Here is a 23072-nt window from a genome sequence, read left to right as displayed (position 1 = left end):
CATGGGGACCTGGTTCAAGTGTGGCGGACTGTTGTTGGTGGCGCTGGGCGCGGTGGCCTGCGTCGACCCGGATGACCACTCCTCCCACGTGCGCGACCTGCGCGTGCTGGGCATCGCCGTGGAGCGCCCGGAGCTGATGGCTCCGACGTGCGAGGCCACCGCGGAGGCGCTGGAGGTGCTCACCGAGCAGGTGTCGTATCGGGCGCTGCTGGTGGACCCCTTGGGGCAGGGGCGCGCCATCGACTACACGTTGACGGCCTGCGCGGACCCGGAGGACTCGCTCTGCGCGGACGCCTCGAAGCGCGTGGAGCTGGCGCGGGGCACGACGACGGCGGGCGAGCTGGTGCTGCCCATCCGCCCGGGGGCCTCGCAGCTCGCGGACGGGACGCTCTTGCTGGACGCGGTGCGCGAGGCGGACCCGTACCAGGGCTTCGGGGGCCTGCGCATGCCGCTGGTGCTGCACGTCACCGCGGGCGAGGAGGGCGTCTACGCGCAGAAGCTGATGGTCTTCACGTGTCCGCTGGTGCCGGGCATGGCGCCCAACCAGCAGCCGCGGTTGCAGGGGCTCACGTTGGACGACGCGGCGTGGGACGCGGAGGCGCTGCCCGAGCTCAAGGGCGAGGGGCCGTTCGTGGTGCGCGCCAACGACATCTCCGCGCTCGAGGAGTCGTACGTGGTGCCGGGCTTCCGCAAGGAGGCGGTGCAGCTCAAGGAGTCCTGGGCCATCACCTGGCACGCGACGTTGGGGAAGTTCACCGTGGAGCAGACGGAGAGCGTGGAGTTCAACGGGCAGCCGGGGCGCCATCGCACGGAGTGGGAGCCGCCGGAGAAGGACGGGGTGGCACAGGTGGTCACCTTCTGGGCGGTGGTGCGCGACGGGCGGGGAGGCAGCTCCTGGCTCGTCCGTCAGGCGCGCTGGACGCCGTGACGTGGTAGCGGATGGCTCGCAAGGGGGCGGCCATCCGAGGTATGCCCGGTGCTCGCGCGAGGCCGGGCCGGAGCAGGAGCGGAAGTGGGACGCGGATGATGAGTGGGAGCACAGCGCGCCGGTGGGGACGCGTGGCCTGCATGTTGGCCATGTGGGTGCTGGGAACGTGGACGCGCGAGGTCCGCGCGGCCCGTCGTGACGAGGCGCCCGACGCCACGTTGCGCCGCTTCGCGCTCATCGCGGGCTCCAGCGAGGGCGGCCCGGGGCGCGAGCGCTTGCGCTACGCGGGCTCGGACGCCCTGGCGATGTCGCGGGTGTTGCAGGAGCTGGGCGGCGTGGCCTCGGCCGACCAGGTGCTGCTGCTGGAGGCGGACCGGGGCACGCTGCTGGCCGCGCTCGAGCGGCTGGTCTCGCTGGTGGAGGCCGCCGCGGTGCCGGGGCTCCGGCGCGAGCTGGTGGTGTACTACTCGGGCCACTCGGACGCGGACGGGCTGTTGCCGCGCGGCGAGCGCGTCTCCTACGACGACCTGCGCAAGCTCATGTCCCGCGTGCCGGTGGACGTGCGCATCGCGATCCTGGACTCGTGCGGCTCGGGTGCGCTCACGCGGTACAAGGGTGGGCTCAGGCGCCCCTCGTTCCTGACGGATGCGTCCGCGCAGGTGCGGGGCCATGCGTACCTGGCCTCGAGCTCCGCCGACGAGGTGGCGCAGGAGTCGGACATCATCGGCGCGTCGTTCTTCACGCACTTCCTGGTGACGGGGCTGCGCGGCGCGGCGGACACGTCCGGGGACGGGCGCGTCACGCTGCACGAGGCGTATCAGTTCGCGTTCCACGAGACGCTGGCGCGCACGGAGCGCTCGCAGGGTGGGCCGCAGCACGCGGCCTATGACATCCAGCTGGCGGGCAGTGGTGATTTGGTGATGACGGACCTGCGCGGCTCGAGCGCGCGTCTGGGGATTGCCGAGGAGGTGCACGGCCGGCTGTTCGTGCGCGACTGGGGCAACCAGCTGGTGGCCGAGCTCCAGAAGCCGTTGGGGCGGAGGTTGTCGTTGGGGTTGGAGCCGGGGCGCTACCACGTCACGTTGGAGCGTCCCTCGCAGCGCTTCGAGGCGGAGCTGGTGGTGGGGGTGAAGGGCGGCGCGGAGCTGCGGGTGGGGGACTTCGTCCCGGTGACGCTGACGCGCACGGTGTCGCGTGGCGGCGTGGTGACGGACGTGCCGCTCGCGCGGGAGTCCTCCTCGGAGGGGCGGGCGGATTTGCCGTCGGTGCCCATCAACCTGTCGCTGGTGCCGCCGCTGTCCACGTCGATGCTGTGGGGAGGCGGTGGGCTCAACCACGTGGCGTTGGGTGGGTTGGCGGTGCGCTCGTTCCAGTTGCGCGGGTTGGGGTTGGCGGGTGGGTTGGGTTGGGTGGATGGGACGATGGAGGGCGCGCAGGTGGCGGGCATCGGCAACGTGACGGGGGGCGAGGTGTTGGGGCTCCAGCTCGCGGTGGGCGGCAACCTGGCGTTCGGTGGCGCGACGGGCGTGCAGGCGGCGGCCATCGTGAACTATTCGGAGCGCGCCTTCGGTGGGCTCCAGCTGTCGGTGGTGGGCAACCGCGCGGACGCGCAGATGCAGGGTTCCCAGGTCGCGGTGGGGGTCAACATGGTGGAGCGCCTCACGGGGGCGCAGGTGGGGCTCTTCAACCTGGCGGGCAGTGTGTCCGGTGCGCAGGTGGGCTTCATCAACGTGGCGGGGAACGTGAAGGGGGTGCAGCTGGGGCTCATCAACATCGCGGATGACGTGTCGGTGCCCATCGGGTTGTTGAGCCTGGTGCGCAAGGGGCGCATCGCGTTCGAAATCTGGGCGGACGAGGTCTCTCCGTTGTCGGTGGGCGTGAAGTACGGCAGTCGCACGGTGCATGTGATTGCGAGCGCCGGGGTGTCGCCCTGGAAGGGTTCGTGGCGTTCCTTCAAGTCGTTGGGCGTGGGGGTGCACCTGCCGGTGGGGGTGGCGGACCGCTATTACGTGGACCTGGACCTCTCGATGGGGGGTTGGACGCCGCAGTTGTTCGAGGATGGGACGCCGAACCACCTGTATCGGCTGCGCGCGAGCTTCGGTTGGGAGCTCAAGCGGCGCTTCGCGCTGTTCGGTGGATTGTCGCTGAACGCCTACAAGCCGCCCGAGGAGGACCCGGACCAGGGCGTCACGTGGATGCCGCAGTTCCAGACGGGACGCGGTGCCTCCGGCACGCGCATGTGGCCCGGCCTGTTCCTGGGCGTGCGCATCTGACGCGCGTCAGACCTCCTCGAACGCGGCCCCGGTGACCCTGGCGCGCTCCAGGGCCACCTTGAGGTCCTCGGAGACGATGAGGGCGATGGACCATCCCCAGGTGCGGAACACCTTGGCGTCGCCCACTTTCGTGGAGTCGATTCGCATTCCGAAGACACTGCGGTACTGACCGAGCTTATCGGGGCGTTCGTCCTCCGGCTTCCAGTAGAGGACTTCTTCGGTGGCCTGGTCGTCGATGCAGCGGATGAGCTTCGTGGCCACGAGCATGACGTACTGTTCAGGGCAGCCTTCGACGTCGACGGGGAAGAGCTGTACGTCGTCGGGAGCCAGCTTGGCGAAGAGGTCGGCGACCCGGACATGGACGATGGGCGCGCTTCCGACGCCTGCCGTGCAGAAGTCCAATCGCCGTCCAGGCTCTCTGATGGGGAACGCCAGGCGACCTGGAGGCGGGATGGGGTGTCCCATCTTGAAGGCCCAGATGTCCTCGACCTCCTGGCCTGTCGCATCCAAGGGGTCTCCCAGGTACCAGTTCCCGCCTTGGACGTCCTCGCTGAGCCTGAAGTATCGCGGTGGGTTCGGCATGACGGACGCTCTAGCTACCACACTAGCCCTGCGTCAGAAGCTTGTGGATTCGTGTCCCGGGCGTCTGTGCTTCCTGGGAGAGCTTGCGCAGCTCGCTTGTCAGCGCCTTGCGACAATCCACCACGGTCCGACAGCCTGACAGGGCCTGCCTCAGTCGCTCATCGACTTGCTTGTGATAGCGCATGGGATGGGGGCCTTTGTGGCCCGCGACCTTGACGATGTTCTCCGGGTCCTTGAGTTCCATCCCCGCGCGGGTGAAGAGTTCCCGGAATCTTGGCGTCCAAGGTCCCCCTCGCGCGGTGGAGATGTCGTTCTTGTTCGTGGCGATGTGATGTTTGTGGGGCTTGCCCATGCCCTGGTTCGCCATCGCCAGTGCATTCGGAGCGAGTGCGACGGTGAATCCCTCCGAGGTGAGAGCGATGGACCGCACGCTTCCTGCCGCCGCATATTGGAAACCCGCCTGGGCCTCCACGGCGAGGGCTGCCTGCGCCGAACCTGGGAGTCGGGGGGCTTTCGCCGCGAGCCCGGCCGTGTTGCCGATGGCGGCCGTGGCCAGCATCAAGAAGACGCGTGCTGAATTCTCCCCGAGGACTTCGCCGTAGGCTTCGCCGGCCGAGTGGAGTTGCTCGAAGGTCCTGGCCTGGTCGACTGCGCGGACCAGCATCAACCATCCGTCCAACAAGCTCCACACCGTGTCCACGCCGAGATAGGCGATGGCGAGGGCCGTCAAGGTGGCCGCGACGCCCTTGGACACGGGTTCGGGCAGTGCCCAGAGCAGCAGGTACATGGTCACCGCGGAGGTGAGGGTGGCCATGACCGCGCTGGGGTCCGTCATGTCATCGAGGGCCTCCAGCGACTCCTCCCAGACCGAGCCGAGGGCGATGGCCAGCGCCAGCGTGTACTTGCCATCGCTGGCCAGCAAGGGGCCCTCGTCCAGCAGACGCAAGCAGTCTCCGGGCTGGTCACGTCGTTCACACCACTGGCCATAGGCACGCGTCAGTTCGTCGTCCGCGTAGGACTCGAGCAGACGGGGTCCATCCTCATCCTCCCGGGACTGAGGAATGAGCCGTGATGGACCGCGCTCATACCGGTACACCCCGCTGCGTGTGGGCACGCCGAAGAGCTCCCTTGCCTCCTTCATGGGGTTTCGGAAGGCGCGTACGTCCTGGGCCAGCGCCGCCAGCGACTCCTCGAACTCATCGTCGTCGATTCGGGCTTCTTCGACTTCTCCGCCGACCTCCTCGTAGGGAGTGAGCGTCACGGAGTCGTACCCTGTCTCCAGCCGCACGATTCGATTCGTCGCGCAGCCGGAGGCCCACAGCATCAGGAGCAGCGGAATCGCGCTGCGAAGCAACATGGAGAATCCCCCCGGCGAGTTGCCAGCAATCCCTGCGCATCTTCGCCGAGGGACGGTGCGTGCTCCACCGTCATCATGGCCCTTTCATCCTGGCCACACGGCGCGGAGTCGGGCGCCATGTCGAGCAGTGAGGTGTGTGCGGAGGGGCCGATGCGCGGACCTCACTCGCGCAGGAGCCACTCCAGCAACTCCTTGGCTGCGTCCACGTGGACGAAGTGGCCCGCGTTGGGGAACGTCGTCACCGGGCAGCCGGCGGCCTCCAGGCGCGCGGCCTCGGCGTCGGAGACGTAGCGCGAGCGGCCGCCTCGGACACCGCGCATCGGAGGATGGTCCGGGCGCTCCAGCGCGGCCCACAGGTCCGTGCCGTTGACGCGCGAGTGCAGCTCCGCGAGCGCCTGCCGGTCGAAGCGCCAACGCACGCCGTCTCCCTCCGCCATCAGGTTCATCACGAGCCAGTCGGCCAGGTGGTCCGACAGTCCACGCGAGGTGAGCTCGGCGCGCATGTCCTTGCGGTTGGGCGCGCGTTGCGGCGCCTGGAGGAGGATGCCCAGCACCATGCCGCTGTCGGACAAGTCGTACGGCACGGGACCCGGCGCGATGTCGAGCAGCGAGACATGCGCCACGGCCTCGGGGACGTGGAGGCTGGCGGCGAGCGACACGCGGCCTCCGAGCGAGTGGCCCACCCAGTGGAGCGCGCCGGTGAAGCCCTGGGCTCGCGCGGTGTCCACCACGTCGCGGGCCATGCTGAAGAGGTCCGAGCTGGGGGGCGGGACGGGAGAGGCGCCGTGGCCGGTGAGGTCCGGGAGGAGGAAGCGTCGCCGAGGGTCCGCCTGGCTCCACGCCGTCGCCAGCGAGCGCAGGTTGCGCCCCGTGCCGAGGAAGCCGTGCAGCAGCACCGTGGGCACATCCCCCTCACCGACCTGGAAGCTCTCGAGGACCACGCGAGTCACACCTTTCTGGCCAGCCCGGGTGCGCTTGACCCGGGGGTGGGCCGTGCCGCTTCATACCGCGAACTTCTCTTCGACGAGGTTGCTTCGCGTGTCCACTGTCTCCCTGTTGTTGTTCGTGCTCGCCGCGGCCCCCGTGACGGGTAAGGCCGCTGACCCGAAGGCCGCCATCACCACGCTGCTGGACGACTGGCACCTGGCCGCCGCCCAGGCGGACGAGGCGCGCTACTTCAAGTACTTCACCCCCGACGCCACCTACCTGGGCACCGACGCCACCGAGCGCTGGACGCGCGACGAGTTCCGCGCGTGGGCGAAGCCCTACTTCTCCAAGGGCCAGGCGTGGAGCTTCAAGGCCACCTCGCGCCACATCACCCTGTCCAAGGACGGCAAGGTGGCCTGGTTCGACGAGGTGCTCGACACGCCGAACCTGGGCCCCAGCCGCGGCAGCGGCGTGCTGGTGAAGGACGGCGCCACCTGGAAGATCGCCCAGTACAACCTGTCCATCCCCATCCCGAACGACATCGTCGATGACGTGGTGAAGCGCATCGCCGAGGCGTCGAAGCCGGCGGCGCCCGCGACGCCCGCGCCGAAGAACTGAGGTGACGGGTCCCTGAGCGGGAACTCTCGGCCTGGGACATCGCCGACAGTGGGCCCGAACAGGAAGAGCCTCATGACGGCACGTGGTCTGCACTGGCCTCCTCGTGGCGCCTATCTCCAGTTGTCGGCGGTAGGGCCACGGGGCAGCGCCATGCGTGAAGCCAGGCGTTCGAGCGACATGGCGACGCGCGCGACGCAAGCGGGCCTGCCAGAACGTCACATGAGGTGAAGAACAGTCATGAGCCGGAACAAATCCAGGCAGCACCGTCGTCACCGTCGCGGCATGACCCTCATCGAAATCATGGTGGTCATCACCATCCTCGGACTCATCGCCGCGGCCGTCGGCGTCGCCGTCATGCCCATGCTGGGAGAAGCGAAGGAAGACAGGGCCTCGTTGGACATCAAGAACATCGAGACCGCGCTCAAGCTCCACTACACGAAGACGGGGCGCTTCCCGGACACCAGCACGGGGCTCGGCGCGCTCGTGGAGAGTCGCGTCCTCGAGCAGCTCCCCAAGGACCCGTGGCAGAACGACTACGTGTACCTCAACGAAGGCGGGCGTCCCGTCGTCCTCTCCTATGGCGCGGACGGCACCGCGGGCGGCGAGGACGAGAACGCGGACATCGCGTCCCCCTCCGCACAAGCCCACAAGAGTTGAGTCGGACCGATGGCTTCGGAGTGGAGCGAACTCCACTCAGCTGACTGACCTCGGGCGTCTTGCCCGAGGCTGTTCGGCGCGCGTCTTCTCTTCGCAGTACCTCCAGGGCGACGGGCCCGAAGCACCGTCGCCCCGTGACACGCTGCTACGGCGTGTACAGCTCCGCCGAGGGCTCACCGGCGGGCGCGCATCCCACCGCGAGCACCTCCTGGGTGTAGAGCGGCGTCAGCGTGAAGCCCGCGCGGGCGACGCGCATGCCCGCCGTCTCCTTCCAGGTGTTCGTCGCCGGGTCGAACAGCTCCGCGCTGGCCAGCGTAGTGGTGACGGGCTGCCCGCCACCCACGCGCGACCAGCCTCCCGCCGCCATGAGTGAGCCCGAAGCGAGCAACGCACTCGAGTGCTCGTGGCGCGTGGTGGCCAGGCTCCCCACCGGAGTCCAGGTGCCCGTGGCGTGCGAGTACACGTCCGCCACCTTCACCGAGAACGCGCCGAAGTTGAGGGAACTGCCCGAACGTCCACCGACCGCGAGCGCCAGCCCCGAGCCCAGCACATCCAGGGTGAAGTCGCTCCTCCCAGCCCAGGCGATGTTGCTGGTGTACGTCCAGGCACCCGTGGCCGGGTCATAGAGCTCCACCGTCGGCGTCTGCATCGTCATGGAGCTCGCGAAGTACGCGCCGCTCGCCGCCATCACCCGACCATCTGGGAGCAACACCGCGCTGTGGTCCGCGCGGCCGAAGTTGAGGCTGCCCGTGGCCGACCAGGTGCCCGTGGCCGGGTCGTAGACCTCCGCGCTGGTGAGGTAGTTGATGGTGGCGGCGCGGCCTCCGGCGACGACCACCCTCCCCGTGGGCAGCACCGTGGCCGTGAAGCCCGAGCGCGCGTTGAGCAGGCTGCCGCGCGCCGTCCACGTGTTGGTGTCCGGGTCGTACAGCTCCGTCGTGGTCTGCGTGGTGGACGCATTGCCGCCGATGACCAGCACCTGCCCCCACGGCAGTCGCACGGCCACGTGCCCGCTGCGTGCCTCGGTCATCGAGCCCCGCGACGTCCAGGTCTTGGTACCCGGGTCATAGGACTCCACGCTCGCGAGCGGAGTCCCCGAGTTCGAGCCGCCCGCCACGAGCACCGCCCCCGAGGGCAGCTCCGTGGCGGTGTGCTGGCAGCGCCCCACCCAGAGCGAACCGGTGGCGTTCCACGACTGCTGTCCCGGCTCATACAGCTCCGAGGAGGCCGTGACCGTGGAGCCGAGGTAGCCGCCGGAGAACAGCACCTGCCCGGAGCGCAGCAGCGCGGACACGCCGCCGCTGCGGCTGGAGACCAGCGGCGCGGTGATGCTCCAGGTGCCCGTGGCGGGGTTGTACAGCTCGCTCGTGCCGCTGCTGTCGAAGACGAGCACCTTCCCGGACGGCAGCAGCGCGGCGTGGTGGTTGGAGCGGGCGCGGGACATGGCGCCCGTGGGCGCCCAGGTGTTGGTGGCCGGGTCATACAGCTCGGCCGTGTTGATGCCGCTGCCACCGGCGATGAGGACCTTGCCGGAGGGCAGCAGCGTGGCGGTGTGGCTGTGGCGCGCCTGGATCATGGGGGCGGCAAAGGTGAAGCTGTTCGTCGCGGAGTCGAACACCTCCACCGTGCTCAGCGTGCTCAGCCGGCTGCTGCCTCCCGTGACGAGCGCCTTGCCGCCGGGCAGCGCGGTCATCGTGTGGCGGTAGCGACTTCCGTTCATGCCCGTGGCCGTCCAGCTGTTCGTGAACGGGTCATAGAGGTCCGCGCTGGAGAGGATACCGATGGCGCCCGAGTAGCCGCCGCTGATGAGCACCTTGCCCGTGGTGAGCTTCACGGCCTGCCCCTGCGTGCGCATCGAGGGCGCGGCGGCCGCGGCGGTCCAGGTCCCCGTCGTCGGCCAGTAGATTTCCGCGGTGTTGAGCACGACGCCCGCGCCACCCCCGCCGTAACCGTTCGCCACCAGCACGCGGCCATTGTCGAGCAGGGTGGCGGTGTGCTCGCTGCGAGCACCCGTCATCGAGCCCGTGGACGTCCACGAGGCGTTGGCCGGGTTGTACAGCTCCGCGTTGGCCGTCACGACGTTGGAGACGCTGCCTCCGACGACGAGCACCTGACCGGTGGCCAGTCGCGTGGCGGTGGCGTTGCCCCGCGCTTGGAGCGCCGAGGTGGTGGGGAGCCATTGCGGCGCCGCCAGCACGGATGTCTGAGAATCCGTGGCGGGAGGCGGTGACTCCACGGCCGAGGAACCACAGGCCGCACATGCGAGGAGCGTGAGCAGGGCAGGGAGGAGTGCAATTCGTTTCATGGGAGCGCCCGACGGCGCGGGAATCGCTCTCCGCTCGGGCGCGGCGAATCCTGGACGCTTATCCCAGCCAGTTCAAATGGACCCCGGCCGGGTCGGTCGCCACCTCGGCGCTCGAAGGCAGGCTTTGAGCGCGGTGCGTCAGTCGTTGTGCATTACTGGATGTAGGTGACGATCTGACTCTGACAGGTCACCGGGTCGATATAGGAATTGGCCGTGTCGACGCCGCACTGGACGCCCTGATTGCCGAGGGCGGCCTGGTTGAGGGTGCCGGTACAGACACCGTTGTTGTCGAAGAGGACCGCGAACTGCCAGAAGCACGTCTTCGCGTTGCCAGTCGGGTCCGCGGGATTGGTCGTGGAGTAGTATTGCTGGGTGACCGGAATCCAGGCGGCCACCCTCCCCATCGCGAAGTTGCCGTTGGCGGTCGGGCTCGAGATGGGAGGAGCGAAGGAGCTGAAGGTCGAGATGATGAGGCCCGTGAAGTTCCCCACGTAATAGTCTTGTTGTATGGGCATCAAGAGTGAGGCCGTGTCCGCGCCCGTGAGGCGCGAAGGCAGCACGAAGGTCTCTGTCCAGGACGGGCTGAGGGGCTCCGAGAGCGCGCCCATCGGCGCAAGGGACAGCGGCAGGGCGAGGGCCAGCAATCGCTTCACGTTTCGCGTCACGAGAACCTCCTGGAATGCCATTGTGGGAATGGGTTCAATTGCTAGCATGTTTGCCGTTGGTGCCGCAAATGAGACGGGTGGGGTTGAAGTGGGAATAGATGTTTTCGAAGAGGCACGGTCTGGCCTGGAAGTCTGGGAGGTCGGGCGCGCTGTCGTCGCGAGCCGGGCTCCGGGATGAATTCGCGCTTCCCTCGCTCATTCGGATGCGGGTAGGGAACGAGGAATGCCGAAGAAGTCCGTGTCGCCGACGACGCAGTGGAAGAAGGTGGAGAAGCAGGCCACCCAGGTGCTGGGGAAGGGCTCCGCCGGGCGCTATCCGGAGGACCTGGAGCCGCGCGTCGTCCCGTTCGCGTCCGCACCCGACGTCGCGCCGCTGCTGCCTCCCGAGTACGTCGAGTTCATCGAGGCGCTCGGCTACCGCTGGCTGTCGACCTCCGAGTCCACGCTGGGGTTCCTCCCGCCGCGCTGGCGGGTGAGCCTGTCCCAGCAGACCGGCGTCCCCGACCGGAGCTGGATCGAGGTCCGCGCCGAGCGCGAAGCAGGGACTCACCCGTACTCGTTCGTGATGTTCGCCGCTCGCGACCTCGAGGACGTCAACGGCTTCGCCTTCGGCAAGGGCACGCAGGGCGACGGGCTGGTCGTCTGGAGCGTCGAGGAGAGCCTCCCCGTGGACGAGCTGGGGTCGTTCTCCCACTGGCTCGCGGAGGAGCTGGACTCGATGGCCGCGTCGCTCGCGGACGTGGAGGAGGGCGCCACCTCTCAGGAGCCGCCGGACCTGGAGAACGCTTCCCTCCCCACCGCGAAGAAGAAGGCCCCCGCCGCCGCGAAGGCCAAGGGCGCCTTCGCCCTGTTCGACACGTTCCCGCGCGACTCCAAGGAGCTGCTGTTCAACGGCCGCAAGCTGGGAGAGCTGCCGCCCGTCATCGGCGAGTTCACCGAGCTGCAGTCCCTGTGGGTGCGCACCACGGGCATCCAGCAGGTCCCTCCGGAGCTGGGGCGACTCACGAAGCTCAAGAAGCTGGACCTGTCCTTCAACCCCCTGCTGGTCGAGCTTCCGCCGGAGCTGGGGAACCTCGAGTCACTCGAGTCGCTCGACCTCCGGCAGACCGGCGTGAAGACGTTGCCCGACTCGCTGGAGCGGCTGCGTGGCCTGAAGTACCTCGACCTCCAGTCCACGCCCCTGACGACGGTGCCCCCGGTCCTCTTCCGGATGCCGTGGCTCAGGGCACTGGACCTCTACTCGACGACGCTGCCTCCCCAGGAAATCGAGCAGCTCCGGCGCGCGCTCCCCGAGTGCAAGCTGGGCCTGAACTGACGCATCACGCTCCGGGCGGTGTCAGGCTCACGCGCGGGACTACGCCCAGGAGCCTCCCGAGGCGTGAGTCCTTCCCCAGCGTCCGCAGCCGCTCCTTCGCGATGACCAGGAGGAGCGCGTTGAACCCGAAGGCCACCAGCACGTGCCACCAGGCATGGAACTGGGGGTTGGGGATGCCGTGCGCGGGGAGCGCCTCGTTGAGCGTGGGACAGAACTGGATGTCGCTCACCCACAGGATGATGGCGAGCGCATAGGACGCGATGCCGAGCCGGAACAGCCGCTTCGTGCTCGCGTCCGGGCTGCGCCGCTGGAGGACGTAGGCGCGGCCGAGCGCGAAGAACTCCAGTGACGCGAAGCTCACCTGGAAGAGGAAGAACTGGAGCTCGCCGCGCGTGAAGGCGGTCAGGTACGTCACCAGCACCGCGTGTCCGAACAGGAGCCACGGGAACCAGCGCCCGAAGCGCCGCTGCGGTCGGTCCTCGAGCAGGATGTAGACGATGACGATGGCCAGATAGAGCATCGGCAGCTCGTCCAGCATCTGGTGCTCGCGGCGCAGCGTCGTGTGGAACGCCGTGCTACCCACGCCCACCAGCGCGAGCAACCCGAAGGCGAGCAGGAACCGGCGCTCCAGCACGCGCCAGTGGAGCACGACGCCCAGCACGCCCACGAGGACCAGCACCAGGCTGGAGGCCGAGTTGAACAGCTCGCCGATGTGGAAGAAGTGCTGGTAGTTCGTCTCGCACCAATCCACGGTCGAGGTGCTCGGGCCCCAGTAGCCCGTGGGAGTCGCGGACATGTGGGCGGAGCGTAGCACCTCGGGGCGTGCGCCCAGGGGCCATGCGAGCAGGCGCGCGTTCCACGCCTGGGATGCGCGCGTCCCAGAAGCGGAGCGTCGACTTCACGCAAGGACTGGCGCGCCGAGGGTGTCCCTCATGGCACGCTAATTCCATGGCCGGGGTCATTCCCCAGCGGAGGACGCGGCATGACGGCAGTCTGGCAGGACCTTCGATATGCCGTGCGTGGCCTTCGGCGCGCTCCGGGCTTCACGTTCGTGGCGGTGCTCGTGTTGTCGCTGGGCATCGGCGCGAACGTGAGCTTCTTCTCCGTGTTGAACGGCGTGCTGCTCAGGCCCCTGCCGTACCCGGAGCCGGAGCGACTGGTCGTCCTGCAGCAGGAGAAGCAGGGCGAGACAGGCGGAGTCGCATACCCGAACCTGCTCGACTGGCGCGCGGGGGGCACGTCGTTCGAGCGCATCGCCGTGTACACAGCCACGCGCTTCACGCTGAGCAGCGACGGTGAGGCGACGCGCGTCACGGGCGCCATCACCTCCGCGGACCTGTTCCCGCTGCTGGGTACGTCGGCGCTGCTGGGGCGCACGTTCCTCCCGGAGGAGGACCGGCTCGGCGGTGGACCCGATGGTGCGCGCCCGGTGGTGTTGAGTCACGCGTTCTGGCGCAAGCACTTCCCCGGCGCGGGAGCGGGAGACCCGGGAGTGCTGGGGCGCGTGGTGCGTCTGGACGAGTTGCCCTTCACCATCATCGGGGTGTTGCCGGAGGGCTTCTCCTTCCCGCTCCAGCGCGAGTCCGCGGACCTGTGGGTCAGCGTGGCGGTGGACGCGGAGCCGAGCGTGTATGGCGGCACCATCCCCACCAGTCGGGGTTACATGCGCTACGACGCGGCCCTCGGGCGGCTGAAGCGCGGTGTCTCGCTGGAGACGGCGCGGCGGGAGATGGGCGCGCTCGCCGAGGAGCTCTCGCGGACGTATCCGGACGCCAGCTCGTACACGGGCGTGCGGGTCACCTCCGGACACGAGCGTCTGGTGGGACCCATCCGGCCGGTGTTGTGGCTGCTCTTTGGCGCCGTCGTCTGTGTGCTGCTCATCGGCTGCGTCAACGTCGCGAACCTGCTGCTGGCCCGGGCCACCGTGCGGCGCCGCGAGGTGGCGGTGCGCCTGGCTCTGGGCGCCAGCCGCGCGCGCGTCGTCCAGTGGATGCTCACCGAGAGCGTGGTGCTGTCGCTGCTCGGCGGCGCCCTGGGGTTGCTGCTCGCCGTGTGGGGCGTGGATGTGCTCCAGGCGTTCGCGCCGCCCGGTGTGCCCCGGCTCGACGAGGTGCGGGTGGACGCGGTCGCCGCGGGCTTCGCGGTGGTGCTGTCGTTGGTGACGGCGCTCGCCTGTGGGCTCCTCCCCGCGCTCAGCGGCACCGAGCCGGGGCTGCGCGAGGCGCTCAAGGACGCGGCTCGGGGGACGACGGGAGGCCGCGCGGCCCTGCGCGTGCGCGGCGCGCTGGTGGTGGCGCAGACGGCGTTGGCGCTGGTGTTGCTGGTGGGCGCGGCGCTGCTGGTGAACAGCCTGGTGCGCCTCACCCACGTGGACCCGGGCTTCGACACGCGCGGGGTGCTCGCGGTGGGACTGGACCTGCCGGTCTCCCGCTACCCGATGCGCTCGGCGGACGTGAGCGCGTTCTACGCGCGACTGACGGAGCGGCTGCGTGGGGTACCTGGGGTGCTCTCCGTGAGCACCGCGGAGTTCTTGCCCCTGAGCGGCCTGGACAACGGCACCAGCGTGCAGTTGGAGGGCGCGGCTCCGCGCAAGGACGAGGCGCAACTGCGCTTCGTGGGCCTGGACTACTTCCGCACGCTGGGCATCTCGCGGGTCTCCGGCCGGGACTTCTCGGTGGCCGACGACCGGACGGCGCCTCCGGTGGTGTTGGTGAACGAGGCCTTCGTCCGTCGCCACCTGGAAGGGCAGTCCCCGCTGGGTCGCAGGCTGCGGCTGGGGTGGGGCGGGGAAGCTCCGAAGGAGATTGTTGGCGTGGTGCGGGACGTGCGGCACCAGTCCCTGGGCGCCTCTCCGGAGCCGGAGGTGTACGTCCCCCACGCGCAGTTCCCCCTCAACGCCTTGACGGTGTTCCTGCGCACGTCGCGCGAGCCGATGTCCCTGGTGCCCACCGTGCGCGCGGAGGTGCGTGCCCTGGACGCGGGGCTCGCGCTGTCGGAGGCGAGGACGGTGGAGGGCTTCGTCGACGAGGCGCTGGTGCCTCAGCGCTTCGTGACGCTCCTGCTCGGTGCCTTCGCGGGGGTGGCGCTGGTGCTGACGCTGCTGGGGCTCGCGGGTGTGATGGCGTACACGGTGGCGCAGCGCACGCACGAGTTCGGCGTGAGGGCCGCGCTGGGGGCCCAGGCGTCGGACGTGTTGTGGCTGGTGCTGCGGCAGGGCGTCCAGCGCATCCTCGCGGGCGTGGCCCTGGGGCTCGTGGGCGCGCTGGTGCTGTCGCGGATGCTCGGGCGCTGGCTCTATGGCGTCACCGCGACGGACCCGTGGACCTTCCTGGGGGTCTGCGTGCTGCTGACGGGGTGTGGGCTGCTGGCCTGCTACGTGCCGGCCCGGAAGGCCACGCGCGTCTCGCCGCTGGTGGCGATGCGCGCGGACTGACGTGCTCCCTCGTCGAAAGGGAAGGCGGCCGTGATTCACGACGACGGCCGCCTGGGTGAGGCTCAGCCCGCGCGGGCCCCGGTGCGCTGCCTCCACGCGGTGAGCAGGTGCTCGACGACGGCGTCCACGCCCACGCCCTTGGTGACCTGGGTGAAGACGAAGGGACCGTCGCCGCGCATCTTCTTCGCGTCGCGCTCCATGACGCCCAGGTCCGCGCCCACGTGGGGCGCCAGGTCCGTCTTGTTGATGATGAGCAGGTCGGACTGGGTGATGCCCGGTCCACCCTTGCGCGGCACCTTGTCCCCGCCCGCCACGTCGATGACGTACACGGTGTAGTCCGCCAGCTCGCGGCTGTACTGCGCCGCCAGGTTGTCTCCGCCGCTCTCCACGATGAGCAGCTCCGGCGTCAGCGCCTCCATCAACTGCTCGAGCGCCAGCAGGTTGTGGCTGATGTCCTCACGGATGGCCGCGTGCGGACAGCCTCCCGTCTCCACCGCCTTGATGCGCTCGGGCGAGAGCGCGTGGTTTCGCACCAGGAACTCCGCGTCCTCCTTGGTGAAGATGTCGTTGGTCACCACGCCCAGCCGGTGACGCTCGCGCAGCGCCCGGCACAGCGCCAGCACCAGCGCCGTCTTCCCGCTGCCCACCGGCCCGCCGATGCCGATGGTGAAGGCGCGGGCCTTGTAATCGCGCTTCTGTGGCTCCTCGCGCTCGTGGAAGTGGCCCGGATGCTCCCACTCCTCATGCGTGTGCTCGTGGTCATCGTCGTGGCCGTGGCCCCTGTGGTCGTCGTGCATGTGCGCTTCACCTCAGGACAGGAAGAGCCTCGAATAGAGGCGGTCGTGCGTGGAACCCAGCAAGTCCAACAACGGCGAGGGCTGCGCGAGCGACTCCAACCCCAGCCCCGCGCAGCGCTCCAGCACCGCGTCCAACAGCGGCGCCGCCTGATGCTGGAGCTGGTGTGACTCGTGCGTGCCGATGATGCCCAGCCGCACCGCCGCCGACAGCGTGCCGCGCAGCGTGAGCGACAGGTGCAGCCGCTGCGCCTCCGACAGCTCGACCTCCAGCGCGGCCAGCACCGCGCCGAACACCGGCGCATGGTGGAAGCCCAGCCCTTGGGCCCGCGCCGATTCGCGCAGCGGACCCACCGGCCCCGGGAAGATGCGCGCGCACGTGTCCAGGAAGGCCCGGCCCTGCGTGCGGCTGGCCCGGTGCGCGACGTGGCTGGTGAGGAACGCGTCCGCCCGCGCGTCCAGCTCCGGCAGCCGCGAGGGCTCGCGGTGCGCCGCGCTCAACAGGGGCAGGGCGCCATATCCCGCCTGCCACAAGAGTTCCCGCGTGAAGCGGCGCAGCTCCGGCGCGCCGCGCACCTCGCCGGCCTGCACCGCCGCCTCCAGCCCTCCCGAGTGGGCGAAGCCGCCCGTGGGAAAGCCCGAGTCCGCCAACTGGAGCACCTTCCAGGACGAGCCCATGCGCGCGTGCCCTCGTGCTTTCAGAACAGCGAATAGCGCTGCGCGAGCGGCAGTCGGACGGCGGCCTCGCAGCGGAGCAGCTCTCCGTCCGCGCGCACCTCGTAGGTCTCCGGGTCCACGGTGATGACGGGCAAGGCGTCGTTGAGCCGCATGTCGCGCTTGCCCAGGCCCCGGCACCGCTTCACGGCGACGACGCGCTTGCCCAGGCCCAACTCGCGCGTGGTGCCCTCGGCCAGCGCGCGCGGTGAGACGAAGACGAGGCTGGTGGCCCCGAGCGCCCGGCCCCTCGCGCCGAACATGGGCCGCATCATGAACGGCTGCGGCGTGGGGATGGAGGCGTTGGCGTCCCCCATCTGCCCCCAGGCGATGAAGCCGCCCTTGAGCACCAGCTCCGGGCGGATGCCGAAGAAGGCGGGGCGCCATAGCACCAGGTCCGCCAGCTTCCCCACCTCCACCGAGCCCACCTCGTGGGACAGCCCGTGGGCGATGGCCGGGTTGATGGTGTACTTGGCCACGTAGCGGCGGATGCGCAGGTTGTCGTTGTCGCCCTGCTCGCCGGACAGCCGCCCGCGCTGCTCGCGCATCTTGTGCGCCGTCTGCCACGTGCGACAGATGACCTCGCCCACCCGCCCCATGGCCTGGCTGTCCGAGGACATGATGCTGATGGCGCCCAGGTCGTGAAGGATGTCCTCGGCGGCAATCGTCTCGCCCCGGATGCGGCTCTCCGCGAAGGCGACGTCCTCGGGGATGCCCGGGTCCAGGTGGTGACAGACCATGAGCATGTCCAGGTGCTCATCCAGCGTGTTCACCGTGTACGGGCGCGTGGGGTTGGTGGATGAGGGCAGCACGTGGTCCACGCCGCACACGCGGATGATGTCCGGCGCGTGTCCGCCGCCCGCGCCCTCGGAGTGGTAGGTGTGGATGGTGCGGCCCTTGAGCGCCGCGAGCGAGTCATCCACGTAGCCCGACTCGTTGAGCGTGTCGGTGTGGATGGTGACCTGGACGTCCTCGTCCTCGGCCACGGTGAGGCAGGTGTCGATGGCGGCGGGCGTGGTGCCCCAGTCCTCGTGCAGCTTCAGGCCGATGGCACCCGCGCGAATCTGGTCCACCAGGCCGTGGGGCAGGGACGTGTTGCCCTTGCCGGTGAGGCCGATGTTGAGCGGCAGCGTGTCGGTGGCCTGGAGCATCCGCTGCAGGTTCCACGCGCCCGGGGTGCACGTGGTGGCCTTGGTGCCGGTGGCGGGGCCGGTGCCGCCGCCCACCCAGGTGGTGATGCCGCTGGCGAGCGCCTCGTCCGCCTGCTGCGGGCAGATGAAGTGGATGTGCGTGTCCAGCCCGCCCGCGGTGACGAGGTGTCCTTCCGCGGAGATGGCCTCCGTCGTCACGCCCACCACCATGCCCGGTGTCACGCCCGCCATGATGTCCGGGTTGCCCGCCTTGCCGATGCCGACGATGCGGCCCGCCTTGACGCCGATGTCCGCCTTGTAGATGCCCGTCCAGTCGAGGATGAGCGCGTTGGTGATGACCAGGTCCAGCGCGTCCGCGTCGCCCACGCCGGCGCGCTGGCCCATGCCCTCGCGCAGCACCTTGCCGCCGCCGAACTTGCACTCGTCGCCGTAGACGGTGGCGTCGCGCTCCACCTGGGCCCACAGGCCCGTGTCGCCCAGCCGCACCTTGTCCCCGGTGGTGGGGCCGAACATGTCCGCGTAGTGACGACGGTCCATCTTCCGGCTCATTCGCGCTCCTCCTCGTGGCCGAAGCCCCGCTCGCGGACCTGCGCCATCGCGCGCGCCCGGTTCTCGGCGGACACCTTGCCGCTGCCCAGCGCGTTGCCGCCCCGCACCACCTGCTCGCCCGCGATGGCGACCAGGCTCACCGTCTTCGTCTCCCCCGGCTCGAACCTCACCGCCGTTCCCGCGGGGATGTCCAGGCGGTGGCCGTAGGCCTTCTCCCGGTCGAACACGAGCGCGCGGTTGGTTTCGAAGAAGGGATAGTGGCTGCCCACCTGGATGGGGCGGTCTCCCCGGTGCGTGACGGAGAGGGAGACGCTCTCGCGGCCCGCGTTGAGCTCCACCTCGCCGGGCAACACGCGCACCTCGCCGGGGATGCCGTCGCCTGGGGTGGTGGTGGCCGTGAAGCGCTCTGTCGAGGGCACTGGCAGGAAGCTGCCGTACAGCGCGAGCTCCAAGTCCCCGTGCTCGGCGACGACGGGGTGGTGCACCGTCACCAGCTTGGAGCCGTCCGGGAAGGTGCCCTCCACCTGCACCTCCGCGAGCATCTCCGGCACGCCCTCCATCACCTGCGCGCGGCCCAGCAGCTTGCGGCCCAGGTCCATCAACTCCGCGACGCTTCTCCCGTCACGGATGAACTCCAGCAACTGGGTGGCGATGAGGGCGATGGCCTCCGGGTAGCTCAGCCGGACGCCTCGGGCGAGCCGCTTCTGGGCCAGGAAGCCCGCCTGATGCAGCAACAGCTTGTCGACGTCTCGAGGGGACAGGTGCACGCGCGCGACTCCCGGGGTTCGACGGCGCCATGACTTGACGCGTCAACACTAGTGCAAGGTCGGGGCGGGCCGCCAGCGGGGGGCTCACACGCGGCGGGCCCAGGGGTTGTCTCCGAGGAGGGCGGGGAGGAAGGAGAGCCAGTCGTGGGTGGTGCGCACCAGGGATTCGACGGAGACGGCGGCGGCGCGGAGGAGCAGGCCGTGGGTGCCCAGGGGGCTGGCGGAGGGGATGAGGTCGGCGCGTGGGGTGACGGGCAGCGCGGTGACGCGGGCGAGCAGGGCCTCGCGGGCGGTGGCGAGGGCGGGGCCGACGAGGAGGACGGAGGCCATGGCCTCGAAGCGGCCGAGTCGCTCGCACAGGGGGCCGTGGGTGGGGTCCAGGAGCCAGCGCTCGTCGACGAGGGCGCGCTCGCCCACGTGGACGCGCAGGGTGGAGGCGTAGTGGGAGAAGGCCCAGCGCTCGCCGCTGGCGCTGCGGCCGGAGGTGACGATGTCGGCGACGACGAGCGACGCGGTGGGCGCGAGCTGGAAGGCGAGTGTCTGGGTGTAGCGCGCGCCGGTGAAGCATGCGGTGGGGTCTGGCACCCACGCGAGCAGGGCGTCGTCGCCCACGCGGGCGGACACGTCACTCGCGCAGCCGGAGGGGGAGCGGTAGACGCGGTTGGCGCCCTGGGAGGACAGCCACGCGGAGGCGCCGGGGGCCACGTCGATGTCGAGGTGGAGCGAGTCTCCGTCCACGAGCCCGCCGCCGAACGAGCTGGTGTAGGCCCACGCGGCGTGGCCGTGGTTGCGGGGTGTGAGCAGTCGCAGCGGGCTGTGCGCGAGCGCGGTGCGGACCACGGTGCGCTCACCTGCGCGCTCGAAGGCGAGCCGGGCGAAGCCCGCGCGTCGGGGTGTCTCGGAGGAGGGGACCTGGCTCACGTGGGGGGAGCCTGGGCCAGTTGGTAGGGGAGCACAATGGCTGGTGTCTGAGAGGGCTCCAGTTGGAGGGTTGAGGCCCGAGGTGGCAGGGACCCTCCGGACGATTGTCGTGAAAATTAGGTCGAATGACCTATATTGACCTCCCGTGAGGCACGGATGTCCCGTGTCCGTGCACGGGAGTCGTCATGGAGTCCGAGGGAAGCGTCGTCCTGGTGGGTGGCTATGGAATCGTCGGCGTCCGGCTCGCCCGGCTCTTGCGGGAGCGGCACCCGACGTTGCCGCTGGTCATCGCGGGCCGGCGGCAGGAGCCGGCCGAGGCGCTCGCCTCCCAGCTCGGCCTGGCCCGCGGCGTGGCGATGGACATCCGCGCGAAGGACCCGCTGGCCGTGCTGAAAGGACGACCCGCCGCCGTCGTCGCCCTGGTGAACGACCCCGAGGACCACCTCCTCGTCTCCGCCGCGCGCGCCGGAGTGCCGCTGTTGGACATCACCCGATGGACCTCGCGCATGCGCTCCGCGATGTTGCGACTGTCGGGCATGCCCCCTCGCGCACCCGTGCTGCTGGGCTCCGCGTGGATGGCCGGACTGGTGCCTCGCCTCGTCGCCGTGGCCGCCTCGCGCGTGGGGGCGCTGTCCCAGGTGGACGTGGGCATCCGCTTCGCGCTCGCCGACGTGGCGGGGCCGGACTCCCTCGAGTACATGGACCGGCTGGCCCTGTCCTTCGAGGTGAAGGAGGACGGCCAGGAGCGCCACGTGCTGCCAATGACGGATGGACGGAAGGTCACCTTCTCCGACGGGAAGAGCACGCGCGTGTTCCGCCTGGACACCCCCGAGCAGGCCACGCTGCCCGCGGTGCTGGGCGCGCGCGGCGTGGCCACGCGCATGGGCTTCGACTCGGACTCGGCCACCTGGTCGCTGGTGGTCCTCCAGCGGCTCGGCGTGCTCAAGCTCCTCCAGCACCCCCGCCTGACGCGCCTGCGCCGCGCGCTGCTCGCCACCAGCAACAAGGGCGGTGACGCGGCCTGGGTCGCGGACGTGGTGGGCGAACACGGCCGCGCCCGAATCGAGGTGCTCGACCCGAAGGGCCAGGCCCACCTGACGGCCGTGGGCGCGCTGCTCGGCGTCGAACGACTGCTCGGCGTCGACGGCGCGCCTCCACCCGCCCCCGGCGTCTGGTTCCCCGAGCACGAGCCCCGCGCCGAGGCGTCCCTCGCGGCCCTGCGCGCCTGCGGCGTCCAGGTGCGCATCGACGCGTCGCTCGTCGCCTCCGCCCCCGCGCCGTTGAAGGTGGCCGCGTGAGCCCCCGCCGCGCGAGCAAGACGCCCGGCACGCTCCCCTCCGCGAAGCCCCGCGAGGGCACCGCCGTCCACGCCAAGGGCCACGAGCGCGTGGAGCGCATCCTCGACGCGGCCATGGAGGTGCTCGTGGAGGAGGGCTACGCGGGCCTCGCCCTGCGCGGCGTGGCCCAGCGCGCGGGCCTGAGCCTGGGCAACCTCCAGTACTACTTCCCCACCAAGCAGGACGTCGTGCGCGCGCTCCTGTCGCGCTACCTGGAGGCCGCCATCCGCCACGTCCGCGAGCGCATGGACGGCGCGGGCGCGCACCCCGACCAACGGCTGCGACACGCGCTGGACGCCATCCTGGAGGACCAGGAGTCCCCCCGACACTTCCAGCTCTTCGCCGAACTCTGGGCCCTGGCCGCGCGCGACCCCATGGTGGCCGAGGCGCTCGGCGTCTTCTACGCCGGCTATCGCGAGGGGCTCGTCGAGCTGCTCCAGCCACTCACCCCCGCGCTCACGCCCGCGCGAAGGGAGCGGCGAGCCGCCCTGTTGATGGCCTTCTTCGAAGGACTGTCCCTCTTCCGCGGCGGCGGCAGCCTGCGCTCCGTGGCGGTGCCAGGACTGGAGCAGGAGCTGCGCGCCCTCTGGGCCGACTGGACGACCCCGCCGAAGTGAGCGGGGGGCGCCTCAGTCCTCGGCGACGAGCACCGACTTGAGGCGCTCGAGCGCCTCCGGGGTGACGTCCATGAACGCGAGCCCGACTTCGTAGACGGCCTCCGCGTCCTTGGGCAGCTTGCGCAGCCACGCGACGCGCGCGCGACACTCCAGCGTCGTGCCGTCCCCGAGAAACAGGTCCACCTCCAGGTTGCTGCCCTCGGTGTACGCGTCGTCGGAGTAGATGCGCACGCCGCCGAGGCTCGCATCCAGCACCCGCTGCTTGTCCCCGAACTTCAGTCGCGCGGGGCGCGCGTACAGCGCCGCCTGGAGGCGGGGGAACAAACGGCGGTCATCCGCCAGGCTGCTCTTCTGACTTGCTGGGTTCATCATCGGCGCTCCCCCCGTCAGGATCCGGCGGGTCTCACGGGCCTGTCACGAGCATAGGGGATTCAGGCGTTCTGTGCAGGTGGGTCACTGGAACAACCCCGCCACCACCGCGAGCAGCCCGCCCACGGCGGCGGAGACCACCTCGCCCCCCTCCACCGCGGCCTCGACGGCCGTGCCCACCCCCTCGGCGGCGCTGCCCGCCAGGTCCACCGCCCCCACGGCCAGCTCCACCACGTCCACCGATTCGGCCGCCTGCTCCACCGTGGACTGGAGGACCTCCGTCACCCGGGTGCGGGTGGGGGTGTCGGCCGCCACCTGGGAGAGCGCGATGGCCGCCGCCGCCGTGGTGCCCGCCGCCGTCAGCCCCACGACGAGCGGCCGCTTCCAACGGCGGTGCCAGTCCATCAGCTGCTTCAGCTCGTTCGCGTCCAGCCAGAGCCCGTGGCAGCGCGAGCACACATCCACCGCGCAGACCTCCGTGCGCACCTGGGACAGCGTCTCGTCGCAGGACGGACAGCGCGCGACGGCCGACCCACACAGGCCACATTCTTCGCGCGTGGCCGGAACATGGTGCCGCGCATGACGGCAACGCCGGGTCGCGGAGGGCAGCGCGGCCTGGAGCGCCTCCGTCCTCCATCCCGGTGCCAGCCGCTCCAGCTCGCCCGCATCCAACCAATGGCCCTGGCAGCGCGCGCAGGTGTCCACCGGGACACCGCGCAGGTCGATGACGCGAAGCGTGGGCGCGGGAGGCGGGCAGACGGGGCAGGAGCGTTCCATGGACCGTGCATCCTCC

At 70.3% G+C, this 23072-nt stretch carries 21 protein-coding genes; 8 read left to right on the top strand and 13 right to left on the bottom strand.

Going from position 1 to position 23072, the window contains the following annotated elements; all coding sequences use genetic code 11:
* The first annotated feature begins 1 nt into the window (after window position 1).
* Together LXT21_RS08665 and LXT21_RS08660 are read left to right on the top strand one after the other, a co-directional pair.
* On the top strand, window positions 2-928 hold the full coding sequence (locus tag LXT21_RS08665; protein ID WP_254037611.1) for a hypothetical protein: 927 nt from the start codon (window positions 2-4) through the stop codon (window positions 926-928).
* 95 nt (window positions 929-1023) lie between these two features.
* On the top strand, window positions 1024-3201 hold the full coding sequence (locus LXT21_RS08660) for a caspase family protein (RefSeq protein WP_254037610.1): 2178 nt from the start codon (window positions 1024-1026) through the stop codon (window positions 3199-3201).
* Window positions 3202-3207: 6 nt separating this feature from the next.
* Here LXT21_RS08660 and LXT21_RS08655 read toward each other — a convergent pair whose 3' ends face one another.
* The 3 genes from LXT21_RS08655 to LXT21_RS08645 form a co-directional block, all read right to left on the bottom strand.
* The gene (locus LXT21_RS08655) at window positions 3208-3783 is read right to left on the bottom strand and encodes an imm11 family protein (protein ID WP_254037609.1); all 576 of its coding nucleotides are present in this window, start codon (window positions 3781-3783) and stop codon (window positions 3208-3210) included.
* Window positions 3784-3805: 22 nt separating this feature from the next.
* The gene (locus LXT21_RS08650) at window positions 3806-5140 is read right to left on the bottom strand and encodes an AHH domain-containing protein (protein WP_254037608.1); all 1335 of its coding nucleotides are present in this window, start codon (window positions 5138-5140) and stop codon (window positions 3806-3808) included.
* 161 nt (window positions 5141-5301) lie between these two features.
* Window positions 5302-6081: an alpha/beta fold hydrolase gene (locus LXT21_RS08645; RefSeq protein ID WP_254037607.1), complete on the bottom strand. Its 780-nt coding sequence runs from the start codon at window positions 6079-6081 to the stop codon at window positions 5302-5304.
* Between the two features lie 97 nt (window positions 6082-6178).
* Here LXT21_RS08645 and LXT21_RS08640 point away from each other — a divergent pair, with 97 nt between their 5' ends.
* Window positions 6179-6685, top strand: coding sequence for a nuclear transport factor 2 family protein (locus LXT21_RS08640; protein WP_254037606.1), 507 nt, complete (start codon window positions 6179-6181; stop codon window positions 6683-6685).
* A gap of 237 nt (window positions 6686-6922) precedes the next feature.
* Window positions 6923-7342, top strand: a complete 420-nt coding sequence (locus tag LXT21_RS08635; protein WP_254037605.1) for a type II secretion system protein GspG — start codon at window positions 6923-6925, stop codon at window positions 7340-7342.
* Window positions 7343-7487: 145 nt separating this feature from the next.
* Here LXT21_RS08635 and LXT21_RS08630 read toward each other — a convergent pair whose 3' ends face one another.
* Complete coding sequence (locus LXT21_RS08630; RefSeq protein ID WP_254037604.1) at window positions 7488-9647, bottom strand: Kelch repeat-containing protein; 2160 nt, start codon at window positions 9645-9647, stop codon at window positions 7488-7490.
* A gap of 152 nt (window positions 9648-9799) precedes the next feature.
* Window positions 9800-10312, bottom strand: a complete 513-nt coding sequence (locus LXT21_RS08625) for a hypothetical protein (RefSeq protein WP_254037603.1) — start codon at window positions 10310-10312, stop codon at window positions 9800-9802.
* Window positions 10313-10535: 223 nt separating this feature from the next.
* On the opposite strand from LXT21_RS08625, the gene LXT21_RS08620 reads away from it, so the two are divergent.
* Complete coding sequence (locus LXT21_RS08620) at window positions 10536-11627, top strand: leucine-rich repeat domain-containing protein (protein WP_254037602.1); 1092 nt, start codon at window positions 10536-10538, stop codon at window positions 11625-11627.
* A gap of 4 nt (window positions 11628-11631) precedes the next feature.
* Here the strand turns inward: LXT21_RS08620 and LXT21_RS08615 are convergent, their stop codons facing one another.
* Window positions 11632-12423: a ceramidase gene (locus LXT21_RS08615; protein ID WP_254037601.1), complete on the bottom strand. Its 792-nt coding sequence runs from the start codon at window positions 12421-12423 to the stop codon at window positions 11632-11634.
* A 186-nt stretch (window positions 12424-12609) separates the two neighbouring features.
* On the opposite strand from LXT21_RS08615, the gene LXT21_RS08610 reads away from it, so the two are divergent.
* On the top strand, window positions 12610-15060 hold the full coding sequence (locus LXT21_RS08610; RefSeq protein WP_254037600.1) for an ABC transporter permease: 2451 nt from the start codon (window positions 12610-12612) through the stop codon (window positions 15058-15060).
* A gap of 62 nt (window positions 15061-15122) precedes the next feature.
* Here the strand turns inward: LXT21_RS08610 and ureG are convergent, their stop codons facing one another.
* The 5 genes from ureG to LXT21_RS08585 form a co-directional block, all read right to left on the bottom strand.
* Window positions 15123-15857 (bottom strand): urease accessory protein UreG, encoded by a 735-nt coding sequence (ureG, locus tag LXT21_RS08605; RefSeq protein ID WP_254037599.1) that lies wholly within the window; start codon window positions 15855-15857, stop codon window positions 15123-15125.
* A 12-nt stretch (window positions 15858-15869) separates the two neighbouring features.
* On the bottom strand, window positions 15870-16532 hold the full coding sequence (locus tag LXT21_RS08600) for an urease accessory protein UreF (RefSeq protein WP_254037598.1): 663 nt from the start codon (window positions 16530-16532) through the stop codon (window positions 15870-15872).
* 20 nt (window positions 16533-16552) lie between these two features.
* Window positions 16553-18268 (bottom strand): urease subunit alpha, encoded by a 1716-nt coding sequence (gene ureC, locus LXT21_RS08595; protein WP_254037597.1) that lies wholly within the window; start codon window positions 18266-18268, stop codon window positions 16553-16555.
* Window positions 18265-19035, bottom strand: a complete 771-nt coding sequence (gene ureA, locus LXT21_RS08590; protein WP_254037596.1) for an urease subunit gamma — start codon at window positions 19033-19035, stop codon at window positions 18265-18267. Before ureA ends, ureC begins: the two co-directional genes overlap by 4 nt.
* Before the next feature lie 84 nt (window positions 19036-19119).
* Window positions 19120-19956, bottom strand: a complete 837-nt coding sequence (locus tag LXT21_RS08585; RefSeq protein WP_254037595.1) for an urease accessory protein UreD — start codon at window positions 19954-19956, stop codon at window positions 19120-19122.
* A gap of 185 nt (window positions 19957-20141) precedes the next feature.
* On the opposite strand from LXT21_RS08585, the gene LXT21_RS08580 reads away from it, so the two are divergent.
* Both LXT21_RS08580 and LXT21_RS08575 read left to right on the top strand, forming a co-directional pair.
* Complete coding sequence (locus LXT21_RS08580; RefSeq protein WP_254037594.1) at window positions 20142-21254, top strand: saccharopine dehydrogenase family protein; 1113 nt, start codon at window positions 20142-20144, stop codon at window positions 21252-21254.
* A complete protein-coding gene (locus LXT21_RS08575; protein WP_254037593.1) occupies window positions 21251-21910 on the top strand; it encodes a TetR/AcrR family transcriptional regulator in 660 nt (219 codons plus the stop codon). The genes LXT21_RS08580 and LXT21_RS08575 overlap by 4 nt, the downstream gene beginning before the upstream one ends.
* A gap of 12 nt (window positions 21911-21922) precedes the next feature.
* On the opposite strand, the gene LXT21_RS08570 is transcribed toward LXT21_RS08575, so the two are convergent.
* Window positions 21923-22282 carry a PilZ domain-containing protein gene (locus LXT21_RS08570; RefSeq protein WP_254037592.1) on the bottom strand — a complete coding sequence of 120 codons (360 nt, stop codon included), beginning with the start codon at window positions 22280-22282 and terminating at the stop codon, window positions 21923-21925.
* Window positions 22283-22363: 81 nt separating this feature from the next.
* Window positions 22364-23056, bottom strand: a complete 693-nt coding sequence (locus LXT21_RS44780; protein WP_256571375.1) for a TFIIB-type zinc ribbon-containing protein — start codon at window positions 23054-23056, stop codon at window positions 22364-22366.
* Window positions 23057-23072 lie beyond the last annotated feature (16 nt).

Source organism: Myxococcus guangdongensis, assembly GCF_024198255.1.
Lineage (GTDB): Bacteria > Myxococcota > Myxococcia > Myxococcales > Myxococcaceae > Myxococcus > Myxococcus guangdongensis.
Note: the sequence above shows the minus strand (reverse complement) of the source record. Positions and strands in the feature narration are given on the sequence as shown.

Coding starts and splice junctions, on each gene's coding strand:
- LXT21_RS08665 (WP_254037611.1), top strand. CDS start 2: ATGGGGACCTGGTTCAAGTGTGGCGGACTGTTGTTGGTGGCGCTGGGC.
- LXT21_RS08660 (WP_254037610.1), top strand. CDS start 1,024: ATGATGAGTGGGAGCACAGCGCGCCGGTGGGGACGCGTGGCCTGCATG.
- LXT21_RS08655 (WP_254037609.1), bottom strand. CDS start 3,783: ATGCCGAACCCACCGCGATACTTCAGGCTCAGCGAGGACGTCCAAGGC.
- LXT21_RS08650 (WP_254037608.1), bottom strand. CDS start 5,140: ATGTTGCTTCGCAGCGCGATTCCGCTGCTCCTGATGCTGTGGGCCTCC.
- LXT21_RS08635 (WP_254037605.1), top strand. CDS start 6,923: ATGAGCCGGAACAAATCCAGGCAGCACCGTCGTCACCGTCGCGGCATG.
- LXT21_RS08630 (WP_254037604.1), bottom strand. CDS start 9,647: ATGAAACGAATTGCACTCCTCCCTGCCCTGCTCACGCTCCTCGCATGT.
- LXT21_RS08620 (WP_254037602.1), top strand. CDS start 10,536: ATGCCGAAGAAGTCCGTGTCGCCGACGACGCAGTGGAAGAAGGTGGAG.
- LXT21_RS08615 (WP_254037601.1), bottom strand. CDS start 12,423: ATGTCCGCGACTCCCACGGGCTACTGGGGCCCGAGCACCTCGACCGTG.
- LXT21_RS08610 (WP_254037600.1), top strand. CDS start 12,610: ATGACGGCAGTCTGGCAGGACCTTCGATATGCCGTGCGTGGCCTTCGG.
- ureG (WP_254037599.1), bottom strand. CDS start 15,857: ATGCACGACGACCACAGGGGCCACGGCCACGACGATGACCACGAGCAC.
- LXT21_RS08600 (WP_254037598.1), bottom strand. CDS start 16,532: ATGGGCTCGTCCTGGAAGGTGCTCCAGTTGGCGGACTCGGGCTTTCCC.
- ureC (WP_254037597.1), bottom strand. CDS start 18,268: ATGAGCCGGAAGATGGACCGTCGTCACTACGCGGACATGTTCGGCCCC.
- LXT21_RS08580 (WP_254037594.1), top strand. CDS start 20,142: ATGGAGTCCGAGGGAAGCGTCGTCCTGGTGGGTGGCTATGGAATCGTC.
- LXT21_RS08570 (WP_254037592.1), bottom strand. CDS start 22,282: ATGATGAACCCAGCAAGTCAGAAGAGCAGCCTGGCGGATGACCGCCGT.
- LXT21_RS44780 (WP_256571375.1), bottom strand. CDS start 23,056: ATGGAACGCTCCTGCCCCGTCTGCCCGCCTCCCGCGCCCACGCTTCGC.